Source organism: Nitrospirota bacterium (genome assembly GCA_040752355.1).
In the GTDB taxonomy this organism is placed as follows: Bacteria; Nitrospirota; Thermodesulfovibrionia; order Thermodesulfovibrionales; family Dissulfurispiraceae; genus JBFMCP01.
In genome coordinates, this window is sequence record JBFMHE010000001.1 from 258,108 (window position 1) to 271,553 (window position 13,446).

At 59.5% G+C, this 13,446-nt stretch carries 16 protein-coding genes; 13 read left to right on the plus strand and 3 right to left on the minus strand.

Going from position 1 to position 13,446, the window contains the following annotated elements:
* The first annotated feature begins 26 nt into the window (after window positions 1-26).
* From thiE to AB1805_01250, 3 genes are read left to right on the plus strand one after another with little or no spacing between them, the layout of a single operon-like run.
* Window positions 27-671, plus strand: coding sequence for a thiamine phosphate synthase (gene thiE / locus AB1805_01240; GenBank protein MEW5744050.1), 645 nt, complete (start codon window positions 27-29; stop codon window positions 669-671).
* Window positions 668-1,954, plus strand: coding sequence for a phosphomethylpyrimidine synthase ThiC (thiC, locus tag AB1805_01245; GenBank protein MEW5744051.1), 1,287 nt, complete (start codon window positions 668-670; stop codon window positions 1,952-1,954). Before thiE ends, thiC begins: the two co-directional genes overlap by 4 nt.
* A gap of 33 nt (window positions 1,955-1,987) precedes the next feature.
* On the plus strand, window positions 1,988-2,533 hold the full coding sequence (locus AB1805_01250) for a hypothetical protein (protein MEW5744052.1): 546 nt from the start codon (window positions 1,988-1,990) through the stop codon (window positions 2,531-2,533).
* A gap of 13 nt (window positions 2,534-2,546) precedes the next feature.
* Here the strand turns inward: AB1805_01250 and AB1805_01255 are convergent, their stop codons facing one another.
* The gene (locus tag AB1805_01255; GenBank protein ID MEW5744053.1) at window positions 2,547-3,098 is read right to left on the minus strand and encodes an HD domain-containing protein; all 552 of its coding nucleotides are present in this window, start codon (window positions 3,096-3,098) and stop codon (window positions 2,547-2,549) included.
* Window positions 3,099-3,123: 25 nt separating this feature from the next.
* On the opposite strand from AB1805_01255, the gene AB1805_01260 reads away from it, so the two are divergent.
* The 10 genes from AB1805_01260 (at window position 3,124) to AB1805_01305 (ending at window position 12,686) form a co-directional block, all read left to right on the plus strand.
* Entirely contained in the window at window positions 3,124-4,821 is a 1,698-nt protein-coding gene (locus AB1805_01260; protein ID MEW5744054.1) for an adenosylcobalamin-dependent ribonucleoside-diphosphate reductase, read from the plus strand.
* Window positions 4,821-5,573 carry a YdcF family protein gene (locus AB1805_01265; GenBank protein MEW5744055.1) on the plus strand — a complete coding sequence of 251 codons (753 nt, stop codon included), beginning with the start codon at window positions 4,821-4,823 and terminating at the stop codon, window positions 5,571-5,573. Before AB1805_01260 ends, AB1805_01265 begins: the two co-directional genes overlap by 1 nt.
* 12 nt (window positions 5,574-5,585) lie before the next feature.
* The gene (locus tag AB1805_01270) at window positions 5,586-6,314 is read left to right on the plus strand and encodes a pyridoxine 5'-phosphate synthase (protein MEW5744056.1); all 729 of its coding nucleotides are present in this window, start codon (window positions 5,586-5,588) and stop codon (window positions 6,312-6,314) included.
* A gap of 7 nt (window positions 6,315-6,321) precedes the next feature.
* Window positions 6,322-6,708, plus strand: coding sequence for a holo-ACP synthase (acpS, locus tag AB1805_01275; protein MEW5744057.1), 387 nt, complete (start codon window positions 6,322-6,324; stop codon window positions 6,706-6,708).
* Between the two features lie 69 nt (window positions 6,709-6,777).
* Window positions 6,778-7,560, plus strand: coding sequence for an electron transfer flavoprotein subunit beta/FixA family protein (locus AB1805_01280; protein ID MEW5744058.1), 783 nt, complete (start codon window positions 6,778-6,780; stop codon window positions 7,558-7,560).
* Window positions 7,551-8,741 (plus strand): FAD-binding protein, encoded by a 1,191-nt coding sequence (locus tag AB1805_01285; GenBank protein ID MEW5744059.1) that lies wholly within the window; start codon window positions 7,551-7,553, stop codon window positions 8,739-8,741. Before AB1805_01280 ends, AB1805_01285 begins: the two co-directional genes overlap by 10 nt.
* The gene (gene fabD / locus AB1805_01290) at window positions 8,741-9,670 is read left to right on the plus strand and encodes an ACP S-malonyltransferase (GenBank protein ID MEW5744060.1); all 930 of its coding nucleotides are present in this window, start codon (window positions 8,741-8,743) and stop codon (window positions 9,668-9,670) included. Before AB1805_01285 ends, fabD begins: the two co-directional genes overlap by 1 nt.
* A 42-nt stretch (window positions 9,671-9,712) precedes the next feature.
* Window positions 9,713-10,639: a malate dehydrogenase gene (mdh, locus tag AB1805_01295; GenBank protein MEW5744061.1), complete on the plus strand. Its 927-nt coding sequence runs from the start codon at window positions 9,713-9,715 to the stop codon at window positions 10,637-10,639.
* Window positions 10,640-10,651: 12 nt separating this feature from the next.
* Entirely contained in the window at window positions 10,652-11,065 is a 414-nt protein-coding gene (gene ndk / locus AB1805_01300) for a nucleoside-diphosphate kinase (GenBank protein MEW5744062.1), read from the plus strand.
* 157 nt (window positions 11,066-11,222) lie between these two features.
* A complete protein-coding gene (locus AB1805_01305; GenBank protein MEW5744063.1) occupies window positions 11,223-12,686 on the plus strand; it encodes a menaquinone biosynthesis decarboxylase in 1,464 nt (487 codons plus the stop codon).
* Between the two features lie 53 nt (window positions 12,687-12,739).
* Here the strand turns inward: AB1805_01305 and AB1805_01310 are convergent, their stop codons facing one another.
* Entirely contained in the window at window positions 12,740-13,036 is a 297-nt protein-coding gene (locus AB1805_01310; GenBank protein ID MEW5744064.1) for a type II toxin-antitoxin system RelE/ParE family toxin, read from the minus strand.
* Entirely contained in the window at window positions 13,033-13,314 is a 282-nt protein-coding gene (locus tag AB1805_01315; GenBank protein MEW5744065.1) for a type II toxin-antitoxin system Phd/YefM family antitoxin, read from the minus strand. The genes AB1805_01310 and AB1805_01315 overlap by 4 nt, the downstream gene beginning before the upstream one ends.
* Window positions 13,315-13,446: the final 132 nt, after the last annotated feature.

A 13,446-nucleotide genomic window follows, 5' to 3' on the forward strand; every position in this document is an offset into this window, starting at 1 on the left:
GATGAGTGATGAGTGATGAGTGATGAGTGACAAGGAAACGGTCCATAGAGTTCAGGCTTTACCTGATCACCGATAGAGCGCTGTTTCCCGATACAACGGCATTGCTCCGGGCTGTCGAGATGGCGCTGAGGGCCGGGGTCAAAGCGGTGCAGCTGCGCGAGAAAGACCTGCCGACGAGACCGCTGCTCGACCTGGCGCACCGCATGCGGGAGCTGACGAGCCGGTTCAGAGCGCGGCTCTTCATAAACGACAGAGCGGATATCGCGCTCTGTACCGATGCCGACGGCGTTCACCTGGGGCAGTCGAGCATGCCTCCGTCAGCAGTAAGAGGCATTGTCGGAGAGCGCATGCTCATAGGCGTCTCGACGCATGGCGTCGATGAACTCGTTGCTGCGGAGAGAGAGGGAGCCGATTTCGTTACCTACGGTCCGTTGTACGCCACGCCCTCGAAGCTGCGCTACGGCGCGCCGGTGGGAGTGGGATCACTGAAGGAGGTCATCGTGCGTACGCCCATGCCGGTGTTCGGCATCGGGGGGATCAAGAAAGAGATGATAAAGGATGTGATGGCGTCCGGAGCTCATGGTGTCGCCCTCATCAGCGGCATCCTGGGCGTCCGTGACATCACGAGCGCTGCAGAACAATATCTGAACCTAGTGGGAGAGCGGGTATGACGACAAGAATAGAGCAGGCGAAGAAAGGCACTATCACCGAAGAAATGAGAGCGGTTGCCGCTGCCGAGGGCATCTCTCCCGAACGGCTGGCGATGGATATCGCCGAGGGAGTTACCGTGATCTCGCGCAATGCGCTCCATGACATAGCGCCGTTGGGCATCGGCAGGGGATTGCGGACGAAGATCAATGCGAATATCGGAACCTCGAAGGACAGGATCGATTACGAGGAAGAGCTGCGGAAGCTCGATGTGCTGGTGAAGTACGGCGCCGATGCGGTCATGGACCTCTCGACGGGCGGCGCCATTAAGGATCTGAGGGCGGCGCTGATCGCCCGATCGCCCGTCGCCGTCGGAACGGTCCCGATCTACGAGGCCGTGGTGAGGGCGGTGGAGCAGTACGGCAAGATCTCGAAGCTCTCTGCCGACGACCTGTTCGAGGTGATCGAAGACCACGCACGTGCGGGAGTCGACTTCGTTACGGTCCATTGCGGCATTACCCAGAGGGCGATCGCGCGCCTCCGCGAGGACCGCCGCATTCTCGATGTGGTGAGCAGGGGAGGGGCCTTTCTCCTCGAATGGATGATTTACAACGACAGGGAGAACCCTCTCTATGAGCAGTACGACCGGCTCCTCGAGATGTCGAGGAAGTATGACCTGACGCTGAGTCTCGGCGACGGGTTCAGGCCCGGCTGTCTTGCCGATGCAACGGACCGCAGCCAGCTGGAAGAGCTCCTGACCCTCGGAGAGCTGAGAGACCGGGCGCTCGCGGCGGGAGTCCAGACCATCATCGAAGGTCCTGGCCATGTGCCGTTGAACCAGGTGGAGCTGAATATCAAGATGCAAAAGGAAATCTGCAAAGGCGCTCCCTTCTATGTCCTCGGCCCCCTGGTGACCGATATCGCCATGGGATACGACCATATCGCCGCCGCTATCGGCGGCGCCATCGCCGGTGCTGCCGGCGCCGACTTCCTCTGTTATGTGACGCCTGCCGAGCATATCAAGCTGCCCGACCTGGAGGATGTGCGGGAGGGGGTCATCGCTTCGAAGATCGCGGCGCATGCCGCCGATATAGCAAAGGGCGTTCCGGGTGCGATCGAGAAGGACCGGAAGATGGCGCGCTGCCGGAAACATCTCGATTGGGAGGGGCAGATAGCGCTCAGTCTCAATCCCGACAAAGTGAGGGAGTGGCGGAACCTCGTGCCGCCCCGGGAGAAAGAGGTCTGCAGCATGTGCGGCGAGTTCTGTGCCATCAAGACGGTGGAGCGGGCATTGCAGGGGAAATAGACCGCTCCCGCAGAGGTCAGGAGGCCTCAGCGCATGATGATCATCACTGAAGATGAATACCGCAGGATGCCCGAGGAGGTCCGGGGTATCTGCGCGGAGAATGAGCATCCCGGGCTCGAGGGGCGGCGGACGCTGCTGACAACGGGCGACGGGAAAGAGGCCCGTTTGATCGAAGGTGAAGATCTCATCATTCTGAGAGGACGCTATCTCGGGGAGTCGGCGGAGCAGCCTCCCCTCCCGGGGCATTTCGTCATTATTACCGAAAACGACGACCCGCACGCCCCAGCCGGCACGCTCGGCGTCATAGAGGGGATCGTGGGGCAGTTCAGCGAGCACTATCTGGTCTGCTTCAACCCTCAGCCGGTGCCGCTCAAGGACGACAGGCTCTGCAGCGCTACCGGAAGTCCTACCTACCGGATAAGGGCCCATGAGCTTGTCTTCACCAAGAGGACCACGTCGCAGATGTTCAGGCGCCGGAGGCCGGGAAGCTCGTGCAGGGAGCTCGGAGAGAAGTATATCGACGAGGTCTTTCTCTTCGAGCTCAAGACCTCGTTCGAGAAGAGAAGGGCAGGCGCATGAAGGCGCCGCCTTTTTACCGGGGCTCTCTAAAAAAGATGACCCACTCGTCGAACCGCCTCAGCTGGGCGTCGCCGTACTGAGCGATAGAGGCGCGCACCTCCTCCAGCGGCTTCTCGTCGCTGAGGCTCTCCTCTCTCTTCGAGTAAAACTTGTCGGCAAAGCAGATGATCCTTTCTTCAAGGGTAAGCGGAAGCATCTCTCTCCTGGGCAGGGGTAAGCGGTGCTGGTCGATATCCTCGACTGTCAGTCCTGTGCCCACATGGCGCTCGCAGACGAGGGCATGCCGGGGAAGGCCCTCCTCTTCGAGCAGGGCCCGGCCGAGGTATCCGTGGGCAATATACGGATTCGATCCGTAGCAGCCGAGCTTCGGAGCGTCGGTCAGGAAGATGCCTATGTCATGCAGCATGGCCGCTTCCTCGATGAACTCCAGATCGGGGGCATACTCCTTCATCCGCTCCGCGACCCTGAGCGCCTTGCCGGCAACGAGCCTGCTGTGGTGAACGAGAAGAGAGTACGCCTTCGAGCCCGGGGGATAATAACGTTGTATGAGCTCCATTACATCCATTCGGATAGTATAGTATAATTCTGGTATGGAATTATCTGAAAATGCGATGAAAATACTGCAGGCGCGCTATCTCCTCAAGGATGAGCACGCCCGTGTCGTCGAGACGCCCGAGCAGATGTTCAGGCGCGTTGCCCGGAGTGTCGCGGACGCGGAAATGCGCTACAGCGACGATGCGCGGTATTGGGAAGAGCGCTATTACGAGCTGATGACCTCAATGAAATTTCTCCCCAATTCTCCGGCGCTGATGAATGCGGGCAAGGACCTGGGACAGCTCGCCGCATGCTTCGTTCTCCCTGTCGAGGATTCGATGGTGAGCATCTTCGATACCCTGAAGAATGCCGCGATGATCCTCCAGAGCGGCGGCGGGACGGGCTTCTCGTTCTCCCATCTGAGGCCCAAGGCCGATGTCGTCCATTCGACCGGCGGGGTTGCGAGCGGTCCTGTCTCGTTCATAAAGATTTACAATACCGCCACCGATGTCATCAAGCAGGGAGGCGCCCGTCGCGGCGCGAACATGGGCATTCTCAGGGTAGACCATCCCGATATCCTGGAGTTCATAAGGGTCAAGCGTGACAGCAGAGAGCTGACCAACTTCAATATTTCGGTCTCGGTCACCGACGCCTTCATGGAGGCCCTCAAGCGGGACGAGGACTATGACCTGATCAACCCGCGCTCCGGCGAGCCTGCCGGCAGGCTCAGGGCGCGCCTCGTCTTCGACGAGATCGCGCAGAGCGCCTGGGAGACCGGGGACCCCGGCCTCATATTCATCGACAGGATCAACAGGGCCAACCCGACGCCCCATATCGGCCGGTTCGAGAGCACCAACCCCTGCGGCGAGCAGCCGCTCCTGCCCTATGAGGCGTGCGTGCTCGGATCGATGAATCTATCGCGATATGTGGCCCGGGGAGATATCCTTTTCGATGCCCTCGCGCAGGATGTGAAGACAGCGGTGCGGTTCCTCGACGATGCCATAGAGGTCAACCATTATCCGCTCCCCGCCATCGAGCGCATGCATAAAGGCAACCGCAAGATAGGGCTCGGCGTGATGGGCTGGGCGGATATGCTCATCCTCCTCGGCATTCCCTATAACCAGAAGAAGGCGTTCGCGCTCGCCCGGAGGATCATGAAATTCATCCGCGATGCGGCACGCGAGGCATCGGTCGAGCTGGCCGAGAAGCGGGGGGTCTTTCCCAATTTCAAGGGCTCCCTTTACGATGCGCCCGGTATGCCCAGAGTGAGGAACGCGACCACGACGACCGTAGCGCCCACCGGCACCATCGCTACGATCGCCGGCTGTTCGAGCGGCATCGAGCCGCTCTTTGCCATTGCCTACAAGCGATTCGTGATCAACACGGAGCTGCACGAGGTGAACAAATACTTCGTCGCCGTCGCAAAGGAACGCGGCTTTTATTCCGAAGAGCTCATGCACAAGGTCATGAAGGCGGGGCACCTGAGAGGAATCAAAGAGGTACCGGCGGAGGTGAAGAGGCTCTTCAGGACGGCACTCGAGATCCCCTACGAAGACCACGTCGAGATGCAGGTGGCGTTCCAGGAATATACCGACAACGCGGTCTCGAAGACGATCAATCTCCCCCACAAAGCAAAAAGGGAGGATGTGGAGCGGGCCTATCTTCTCGCCTATGAGAAGGGCGCGAAAGGCATTACCGTCTTTCGTTACGGCGCCCGGAAGGGCACCCTGGTCAGGTTCGCGGACGCTGATTGATGCTCTTCCTCATTAAAAAAGCGGTGGCTCCCTTCCTCGTCCCTCCCGGGTTCTTTATTACGCTCCTTGCGATTTCTGCCGGTTATTTTTTTTACCGGAAGCAGCGGCGGGCGGGAGCGGTGAATCTGCTCATCGCCGCGCTGCTCTGGTCCCTCTCGATCGCTCCTGTATCGAACGCCCTGCTGCAGGGGCTCGAAAGCGGCTTCTCCCTCCCGAAGGACCCCCACGGAGACGTGATCATTCTCCTGGGAGGCGGTGTCTATGGGAGCGCCCCCGATCTTACCGGCACCGGCATGCCCTCCGAAGAGATGCTCGGGCGCATCGTCACTGCTGCACGGCTCCAGAGAGGACTCGATATCCCCTTGATCGTTTCGGGCGGCGCGGTGTATGAGGGCGATAAGGCCGAGGCGCCTATTGTACGCCGCGTGCTCGTCGATCTCGGGATCCCCGGCCGGAAGATCATCCTGGAGGAGAAGAGCAGAGACACCATCGAGAACGCAACGTATACCGCGGAGCTCTGCAAGCGCTACGGCTTCAACGGGCCTCTCCTCGTAACCTCAGCTTCTCACATGAGGCGTGCGGTCATGAGCTTTCGCAAAATCGGGCTGCAGGTTACGCCGGTCCCTTCCAATTTCAAGACAGGGAGCGGTGCAGCGTACGGGTGGGAGGACTATCTCCCCCGGAGTCTCGAAGGCTCGGCGATTGCATTTAAGGAATACTTGGGATTATTATTTTATACGTTTGCCTATTGAGGAGGTCCCGTTATGATTCTGGGCGTTAATATCGACCATGTGGCGACAGTGCGCGAGGCGCGGAAGACCTTCGAGCCCGACCCGGTGATGGCGGCCACCCTCGCGATCCTCGGGGGAGCCGACGGCATAACGCTCCATCTCAGGGAGGACCGGAGGCACGCAAAGGACCGGGACCTCCGGCTGCTCAGGGAGGTCGTGCCCTGCGAGCTGAACCTCGAGATGGCGGCCACGGATGCAATGGTCCGCATCGCCCGTGAGGTCAAGCCCGACCTCGTCACCATCGTCCCGGAAAAACGCCAGGAATTGACGACCGAGGGCGGCCTCGACATGGCCGGCCAGAAGGCCCCGCTCAAGGAAGCGATAAAGAAGATCCATAAGGCGGGCATCCCGGTGAGCCTCTTCATCAATCCCCATATCATCGATGTGGATATCGCCCGCGAGATCGGCGCCGATATGGTCGAGATCCATACCGGCCTCTATGCCAATGCCAGGGGAAAGAGGCAGGGGCAGGAGCTGCACCGGATCGTCGAGGCCGCGGCGATGGCGCATAGGCAGGAGCTGCTGGTCAATGCAGGCCACGGGCTCAACTACTTCAATGTCGGCGGCATCGCCAGGATAGGGGGGATGCGGGGCCTGTATATCGGACACAGCATCATAGCGCGCGCCGTGCTCGTCGGCATCGAGCGCGCGGTGCGAGAGATGAAGGAGCTGATCGAGAAGGCTCCCGAGCAATCCTGCTGAGAGCGGTGTGGTGGTCTTCGGCATAGGAGTCGACATCGTCGAGATAGACCGCATTCGGAAGGCGGTGGAGCGATGGGATGAGCGGTTCCTGCAGAGGCTGTTTACCGGGAAAGAGATCGCCCACTGCCTCGAGAAAAGAGATCCGGCCCCTTCCCTGGCTGCACGGTTCGCCGCAAAAGAGGCCCTGGTCAAGGCCCTGGGCAGGCATATCCCCTTTACCGATATCGAGATACTGAACGAGCCCTCCGGCAAGCCGGTCATCAGCTTCCGGGCGGTCCTTCCTGACGTTGGCGTGGATCATCGTTCCCTCACCGCCCATCTCACCATGTCGCACGAGCGGCAGCATGCCGTGGCGACCGTTCTACTTGAAAGAAAAATAACCGGGAAGGTATAATGGTTGTTTGATTTTTCCGTGTATTACTGCTGGTAAGGCTAAGAGTTACCTTTGTTGCAGGAGGATGTCGTGAATGCTATTGTCTGCATAAAACAGGTCCCCGATACCGCCGAGGTGAGGATCAATCCCGAGACCAATACATTGATCCGGGAGGGGGTGCCGAGCATCATTAATCCTTACGACCTCCATGCCCTGGAGGCGGCTCTCCAGCTGAGAGAGAAGCTCGGGGGCAAGGTGACGGTCATTACCATGGGCCCTCCCCAGGCCGAGGAGGCGCTGAGGGAGGCCGTCGCCATGGGCGCTGATGAGGTCAGACTCATCTCCGACCGCGCCTTTGCCGGGGCTGATACCTGGGCAACCGCGTACGCCCTTTATAAAGCGGTCGAGACGATCGGTTTCGATATAATCCTCTGCGGCAAGCAGGCGATCGACGGCGATACCGCACAGGTCGGGCCCGAGATGGCCGAGTTTCTCAACATCCCGCATATCTCCTATGTCCGGAAGATCGATGACGCCACCCCTGCCTCGATCAGAGTCCAGAGAATGATGGACGACGGCTATGACGTGGTCGAATCGCCGCTGCCGGTGCTGCTGACGGTGGTGAAAGAGCTCAATACCCCGCGGCTGCCCTCGCTGAAAGGAAAGATGGCGGCCAAGAAGGCGGTCATCACCAGGATGGATCTTGCCGCCATAGGCGCCGAGGAGGCCAATGTAGGACTGAAAGGCTCCCCGACCCAGGTGAAGAACATCTTCGCACCGCAGGCCAAGGCCGACCGGAAGGTGCTCCAGGGGAACATCGAGGAACAGGTGGCGGCGCTGGTGAACGAGCTGAGGGGGTTGAAATGCGTATAGAGGTCAAGAGAGACCAGTGTTCGGGATGCGAGCAGTGCCTCGAGTCCTGCCCGTACACCGCCATCGAGATGAAAGAGGGCAAAGCCCTTATCAATGAATACTGCCAGTTCTGCAGGACCTGCCTGAACGTCTGCCCTGAAGGCGCGATCGTCGAGATCGCCGAAGAGGGCGATGTGAAAGAGGTAGACCTCTCTGCCTACAAAGGCGTCTGGGTCTTTGCGGAGCAGCGCGAGGGCAAAGCTGTCCCTGTAGCCCTTGAGCTTATCGGGGCAGGGCGGAGGCTCGCCGATGAGCTGAAGACCGATCTCACCGCCGTGCTCTTCGGAGCATCGGATGCAGAGGGGCGGGAGCTTATCAAGTGGGGAGCCGATACGGTGTATCATTGCAGCGATGCGCTCTTCGATGCCTTCAACGATGAGCCGTACGCGCAGCTCCTGACCTCGCTGATCAACCGGCATAAGCCCGCCATCGTCCTCGCCGGCGCCACGCCTATCGGCAGGTCGTTCATCCCCCGCGTTGCAGCGCGGCTCAAGACCGGGCTGACCGCCGACTGCACCGCCCTCGAGATCGACAAGGAGACGGGCAATCTCCTCCAGGTACGGCCCGCCTTCGGCGGCAACATCATGGCCACGATCCTCTGTCCGAATTACCGCCCGCAGATCGCGACAGTGCGGCCCCGGGTGATGAAGCGCGCCGCGTATGATGCCGCCAGGAGCGGCGAGATCATTCCGGTTAAAGCGGAAAACGTCACCTGCACGACGAAGGTGCTCGAGACCATTAAAGAGGCATCTGAATGCCTGGTGAATCTCCAGGATGCGGAGGTGATCGTCGCCGGCGGACGGGGTGTGGGCGATGCAAAGGGGTTCAAACTGCTCGAGGAGCTTGCGGAGCTTCTCGGCGGCGCTGTCGGCGCATCGAGAGCAGCGGTCGACGAGGGCTGGATACCGTATCGCCACCAGGTAGGGCAGACGGGCAAGACGGTCTGTCCCAAGGTCTATATCGCCTGCGGTATCTCCGGCGCTGTCCAGCACCTGGTCGGCATGCAGTCGTCGGATGTCATCATCGCCATAAACAAGAACCCCGAGGCGCCGATCTTCGATGTCGCCACCTACGGCATCGTCGGCGATGTTGCCGAGGTGGTGCCTGCGCTGATCAAGAAGCTGAAAGAGGTAAAACAGTAATGGGGCCCTGCTTCGTCTTTCCCGGGCAGGGATCGCAGGCGGTCGGCATGGGGCGAGACCTCTATGATCGCTACGATGAGGTGAAGCGCCTTTACGCCGAAGCGTCGGAGGTTCTCGGCTATGATGCGGCGGAGCTGAGCTTCAATGGTCCTGCCGAAGAGCTCAACAAGACCGCAAAGACCCAGCCCTGCCTGCTCGTGGCGAGCGTTGCGGCCGCTGCCGCGCTCGGGCTTAAAGGCATCCGGCCTTCGGTCGTAGCCGGACACAGCCTGGGCGAGTATTCGGCGCTCGTTGCAGCGGGGAGCATCTCGTTCAGGGATGCGGTGAAGGTAACCGCGATACGGGGGAGCATCATGCAGGAGGCGGTCCCCGAGGGCAAGGGGCTCATGGCCGCCATACTCGGGCTCGACCGCGCTGCGGTCGATGAGCTCTGCCGCGCCGCAGCTTCGGGGTACGTCGGTGTTGCCAATTATAACTGTCCCGGACAGATCGTCATCTCCGGCGAGAAAGCCGCGGTCGAAGAAACGATGAATAAAGCGAAAGAGGCGGGCGCAAAGAGAGCCCTCGCCCTCGCCGTGAGCGTTCCCTCCCATTGCAAGCTCATGACCGAGGCAGGCAAGAGGCTCGAGGAAGAGCTCGGGAAGATCGAGATCGGCGACGCCCGCATCGCCTTTGTCAATAATACCGGCGCGCAATTCATCTCACGCGCCGACGAGATACGGAAATCGCTGGTCCTGCAGCTGAGCGAGTCCGTACTGTGGGAAGATTGCATAAAGACCATCGCCGCCTCCGGCGTCTCCCGCTTTATCGAGGTCGGGCCGGGCAAGGTGCTGGCCGGACTGATCAAGCGCATCGAGCCCTCGGCAGCGATATCCACTGTCGAGAACAGCGAAACGCTCGAGAGGACCGTAGCGGAACTGCAGAGTTGAGCCATCATCCAGGCATACTATATCGCTATCAAGGGAGCTTATATGAAGAAAAAGGTCTCGGTCATTGGCGCAGGCAACGTGGGCGCGTCGCTCGCCCAGATGATCGTTCAGCAGGGGCTTGCCGATGTGGTGCTGTTCGATATCGCCGAAGGAATTCCGCAGGGAAAGGCGCTCGACCTCGCCGAGGCCTGCCCGGTCTGGGGCTCGTCCTCGTCTGTCGTCGGGACGAACGATTATGCGGCGACAGAGGGCTCGGATATCATCGTTATCACCGCAGGACTCGCCCGCAAGCCGGGTATGAGCAGGGATGACCTGCTGCACGCCAATGCGAAGGTCGTCGCCGATGTTGCGGAGAATACCGCCAGGCGGTCGCCGGAGGCGATCATCATTGTCGTTACCAACCCCATGGATGTCATGGCGCAGGTGAGCCTCAAGGTCTCGGGCTTTGCATCGCGCCGCGTCGTGGGCATGGGAGGTGTCCTCGATGCCGCCCGCTTCAGGACCTTCGTGGCCTGGGAGCTCAAGGTCTCTCCCGAAGATGTGGAGGCCCTGGTTTGCGGCGGCCACGGCGATCTGATGGTGCCGATGCCTCGGTTTACTACGGTGCGGGGCGTCTCGATTACCGAGCTGCTTCCGAAAGAGCGGATCGATGCCCTTGTCGAGAGGACGAGGCACGGCGGCGCGGAGATCGTTTCATTGCTGAAGACCGGCAGCGCCTACTATGCTCCCGCGGCTTCGACCTGCCAGATGGTCGAGGCGGTCCTTCTCGATAAGCAACGGATGATGCCCTGCTCCGCCTATCTGGACGGCGAGTACGGAGCACAAGGAGTTTATACCGGCGTGCCCGTCATCCTGGGAGAGGGGGGCGTCGAGAAGATCGTCGAACTGAAGCTCACCACGCAGGAGCAGCAGGAACTCGATAAATCGATCGGAGCGGTCAAGATGCTCGTCGAAAAACTGAATCTCTAACGGAGGATCGACATGGAAAGGACCTTGTCCATTATCAAACCCGACGCGGTAAAGAAGAACGTTATCGGTGAGATCGTCGGCAGATTCGAGAAGAAGGGGCTGCGGATCGCAGCGATGAAGAAGATTCATCTCTCCAAGGAGGAGGCAGAGGGCTTCTATATAGTCCATAAAGACAAGCCCTTTTACGGCAGTCTCACCGGCTTCATGTCGGAGGGGCCTATTGTCGTGATGGTCCTCGAGGGCGAAAACGCCATCGCGAAGAACAGGGAGATCATGGGCGCGACGAATCCCGCGAACGCGGCGCCCGGAACCATCAGGAAGGACTTCGCCGAGAGCATAGAGCGCAACGCGGTCCACGGCTCGGATGCGCCCGAGACCGCGAAGTTCGAGATCGCCTACTTCTTCTCCGCCCTCGAAATCCTGTAGCTGAAGGACGCTCACTCTGTAATGGGCAGGCATTCCGGGAGCGCTCCCCTGCTTCCGGAGTGCCCGCTCGTTGCAGGTGCTCATCATCCCCTCGCTTGCCATAACGTCCTGGCGGTGGATATAATAAAAAATTAATCTACGGTAGCAATGGAGTGTTATGGCATACAAAGATCTGCGTGACTTTCTTTCCGCGCTCGACAAGAGAGGGCTGCTTCATAGAGTGCCCGTCGAGGTCGATCCCCTCCTCGAGATCGCCGAGATTACCGACCGGATGTGCAAGAGTCAGGGCGGCGGAAAGGCCCTCTTCTTCGAAAAGGTAAAGGGTTCGTCCTATCCCGTAGTAACGAACATCTTCGGCTCCTTCGAGAGGATGAGCCTCTCGCTCGAAGTGAACGAGCTCGATGATGTAGCGCGGCGCATCGAGGAGCTGCTCCACCAGGCCCCGCCCAAGAGCCTTATCGAAAAGCTCGCCCTGCTGCCGAAGCTCTTCGAGTTTTCGAAGTACCTGCCCCGGACGGTCAAGAGCGCGCCCTGCCAGGAGGTTGTCGAGAGGGACAACCCCGATCTGGGCAAGTTCCCCATCCTCAAGTGCTGGCCCGGCGACGGGCAGCCGACCGACGAGGGCCGTTTCATCACCTTTCCGATGGTCTTCACCAGGGACCCCGAGACAGGCCGGCAGAACTGCGGCATGTACCGCATCCACGTTTATGACAAGGTGACGACCGGCATGCACTGGCATATTCACAAGGACGGTGCGCGTCATTACGACAAATACAAGGCCCTCGACCGCAGAATGCCTGCAGCGATCGCGGTCGGAAGCGACCCGTCCGTCATCTATGCATCGAGCGCGCCGCTCCCCGAGTCGATCGACGAGATGCTGTTTGCGGGTTTTCTGCGGAGGGAGCCGGTCCAGATGGTGAAGTGCATTACTTCGGATATCGAGGTGCCGGCCAACAGCGAGCTGGTGATCGAGGGATATCTCGAGCCGGGGGAGATGCGTATCGAAGGGCCTTTCGGAGACCATACGGGCTTCTATTCGGCGGCGGATTACTACCCGGTCTTCCATGTCACCTGCATCACCCACCGCAAGGACCTCGTTTATCCTGCAACGATCGTCGGCAAGCCGCCCATGGAGGACTGCTACATGGGCAAGGCGACGGAGCGCATCTTCCTTCCCTTAATGAAGCTCGACTTCCCCGAGATCAAGGACATCAACCTGCCTATGGAGGGCGTCTTTCACAACTGCGCCCTCATCTCGATCAAGAAGAGCTACCCCGGACAGGGAAAGAAGATCATCCACGGGCTCTGGGGCAAGGGGCAGATGATGTTCGCCAAGCTGCTCGTCATCGTCGACGACGACGTGGATGTCCAGAACCTCTCCTATACGGCATGGCGCGTCCTGAACAATACGGACTGGCGGCGGGATGTCGTCATCGCCGAAGGGCCGCTCGACGATCTCGACCACGCCGCCAACTTCCCGCGCTACGGCTCGAAGATGGGCATAGACGCCACACGGAAGACGAGGGAGGAAGGCATGATGCGCGACTGGCCGCCCGAGATCTTCATGTCCGATGACATCAAGCAGCTCGTCGATCGCCGGTGGAAGGAGTACGGGTTTTAGCGCTTGAGCTCACCGGGAACGGCTGGCAAGCCGCGATCCCCTGAAGCGCAAGGTTATGGCGACATTTCATCTGCGGGTAATATCTGCTTTCCATGGCGAATGGTGAGAGCAGAAACCTGTTTTTTTTCGATACGGTAAATTATTCGATAATTGCCGTAAATCAATTCTCTGAAATTCTGATTACTGATTTCCGGCACTACGCGACCGCTCTCAGGAAATGACTTCAGCCGCTCAACTTTGGCAAAAACCGCATTCACCCAATTTTCTGCTGCCGCCGTATCGTCCTGGGCAATATACACGGCTATTTCAGCAGCTCGCTCTATTGCGAGAGGGGACCAAATTATTCTCACTTTCTCACTCGCTTCAACACAGCCGCCTTTGCATCCTTGTTTTCTACTCTCGCACCACCTTCCAACTGGCTGATTGAAGCTTGTATGTCCTGAAGGAGCTCTATCTTCTCCTGCATGGCTTCATATTCCCGCACATCGAGCAAAACGGCTACGCCTTTGCCATGCTGTGTGATGATCAGAGGTCTTTTGGTGTCATGAACCTTTTTAAGAAAGGAAGCAATCCCTGTTCTGACCTCCGACATCGACCTGATATCCTCATCAATTTTTAATCGCGGCATAGGGCACCTCACATACTCATATTTAGTACATTATAGCGTACTAAATAATGTCCTAGCAAGTATATTCATTTATGGCAGAACGCCTGAGCTCATGGGGAGGCGAGGCAGTTTCCCGCCGATTCCATAAAGTGA

Bases quoted from the DNA above. Each gene is read 5' to 3' on its own strand.
- mdh (MEW5744061.1), top strand. From the start codon at position 9,713: ATGAAGAAAAAGGTCTCGGTCATTGGCGCAGGCAACGTGGGCGCGTCG.
- AB1805_01260 (MEW5744054.1), top strand. From the start codon at position 3,124: ATGGAATTATCTGAAAATGCGATGAAAATACTGCAGGCGCGCTATCTC.
- fabD (MEW5744060.1), top strand. From the start codon at position 8,741: ATGGGGCCCTGCTTCGTCTTTCCCGGGCAGGGATCGCAGGCGGTCGGC.
- AB1805_01315 (MEW5744065.1), bottom strand. From the start codon at position 13,314: ATGCCGCGATTAAAAATTGATGAGGATATCAGGTCGATGTCGGAGGTC.
- AB1805_01265 (MEW5744055.1), top strand. From the start codon at position 4,821: ATGCTCTTCCTCATTAAAAAAGCGGTGGCTCCCTTCCTCGTCCCTCCC.
- AB1805_01250 (MEW5744052.1), top strand. From the start codon at position 1,988: ATGATGATCATCACTGAAGATGAATACCGCAGGATGCCCGAGGAGGTC.
- ndk (MEW5744062.1), top strand. From the start codon at position 10,652: ATGGAAAGGACCTTGTCCATTATCAAACCCGACGCGGTAAAGAAGAAC.
- AB1805_01285 (MEW5744059.1), top strand. From the start codon at position 7,551: ATGCGTATAGAGGTCAAGAGAGACCAGTGTTCGGGATGCGAGCAGTGC.
- AB1805_01305 (MEW5744063.1), top strand. From the start codon at position 11,223: ATGGCATACAAAGATCTGCGTGACTTTCTTTCCGCGCTCGACAAGAGA.
- AB1805_01270 (MEW5744056.1), top strand. From the start codon at position 5,586: ATGATTCTGGGCGTTAATATCGACCATGTGGCGACAGTGCGCGAGGCG.
- thiC (MEW5744051.1), top strand. From the start codon at position 668: ATGACGACAAGAATAGAGCAGGCGAAGAAAGGCACTATCACCGAAGAA.
- AB1805_01255 (MEW5744053.1), bottom strand. From the start codon at position 3,098: ATGGATGTAATGGAGCTCATACAACGTTATTATCCCCCGGGCTCGAAG.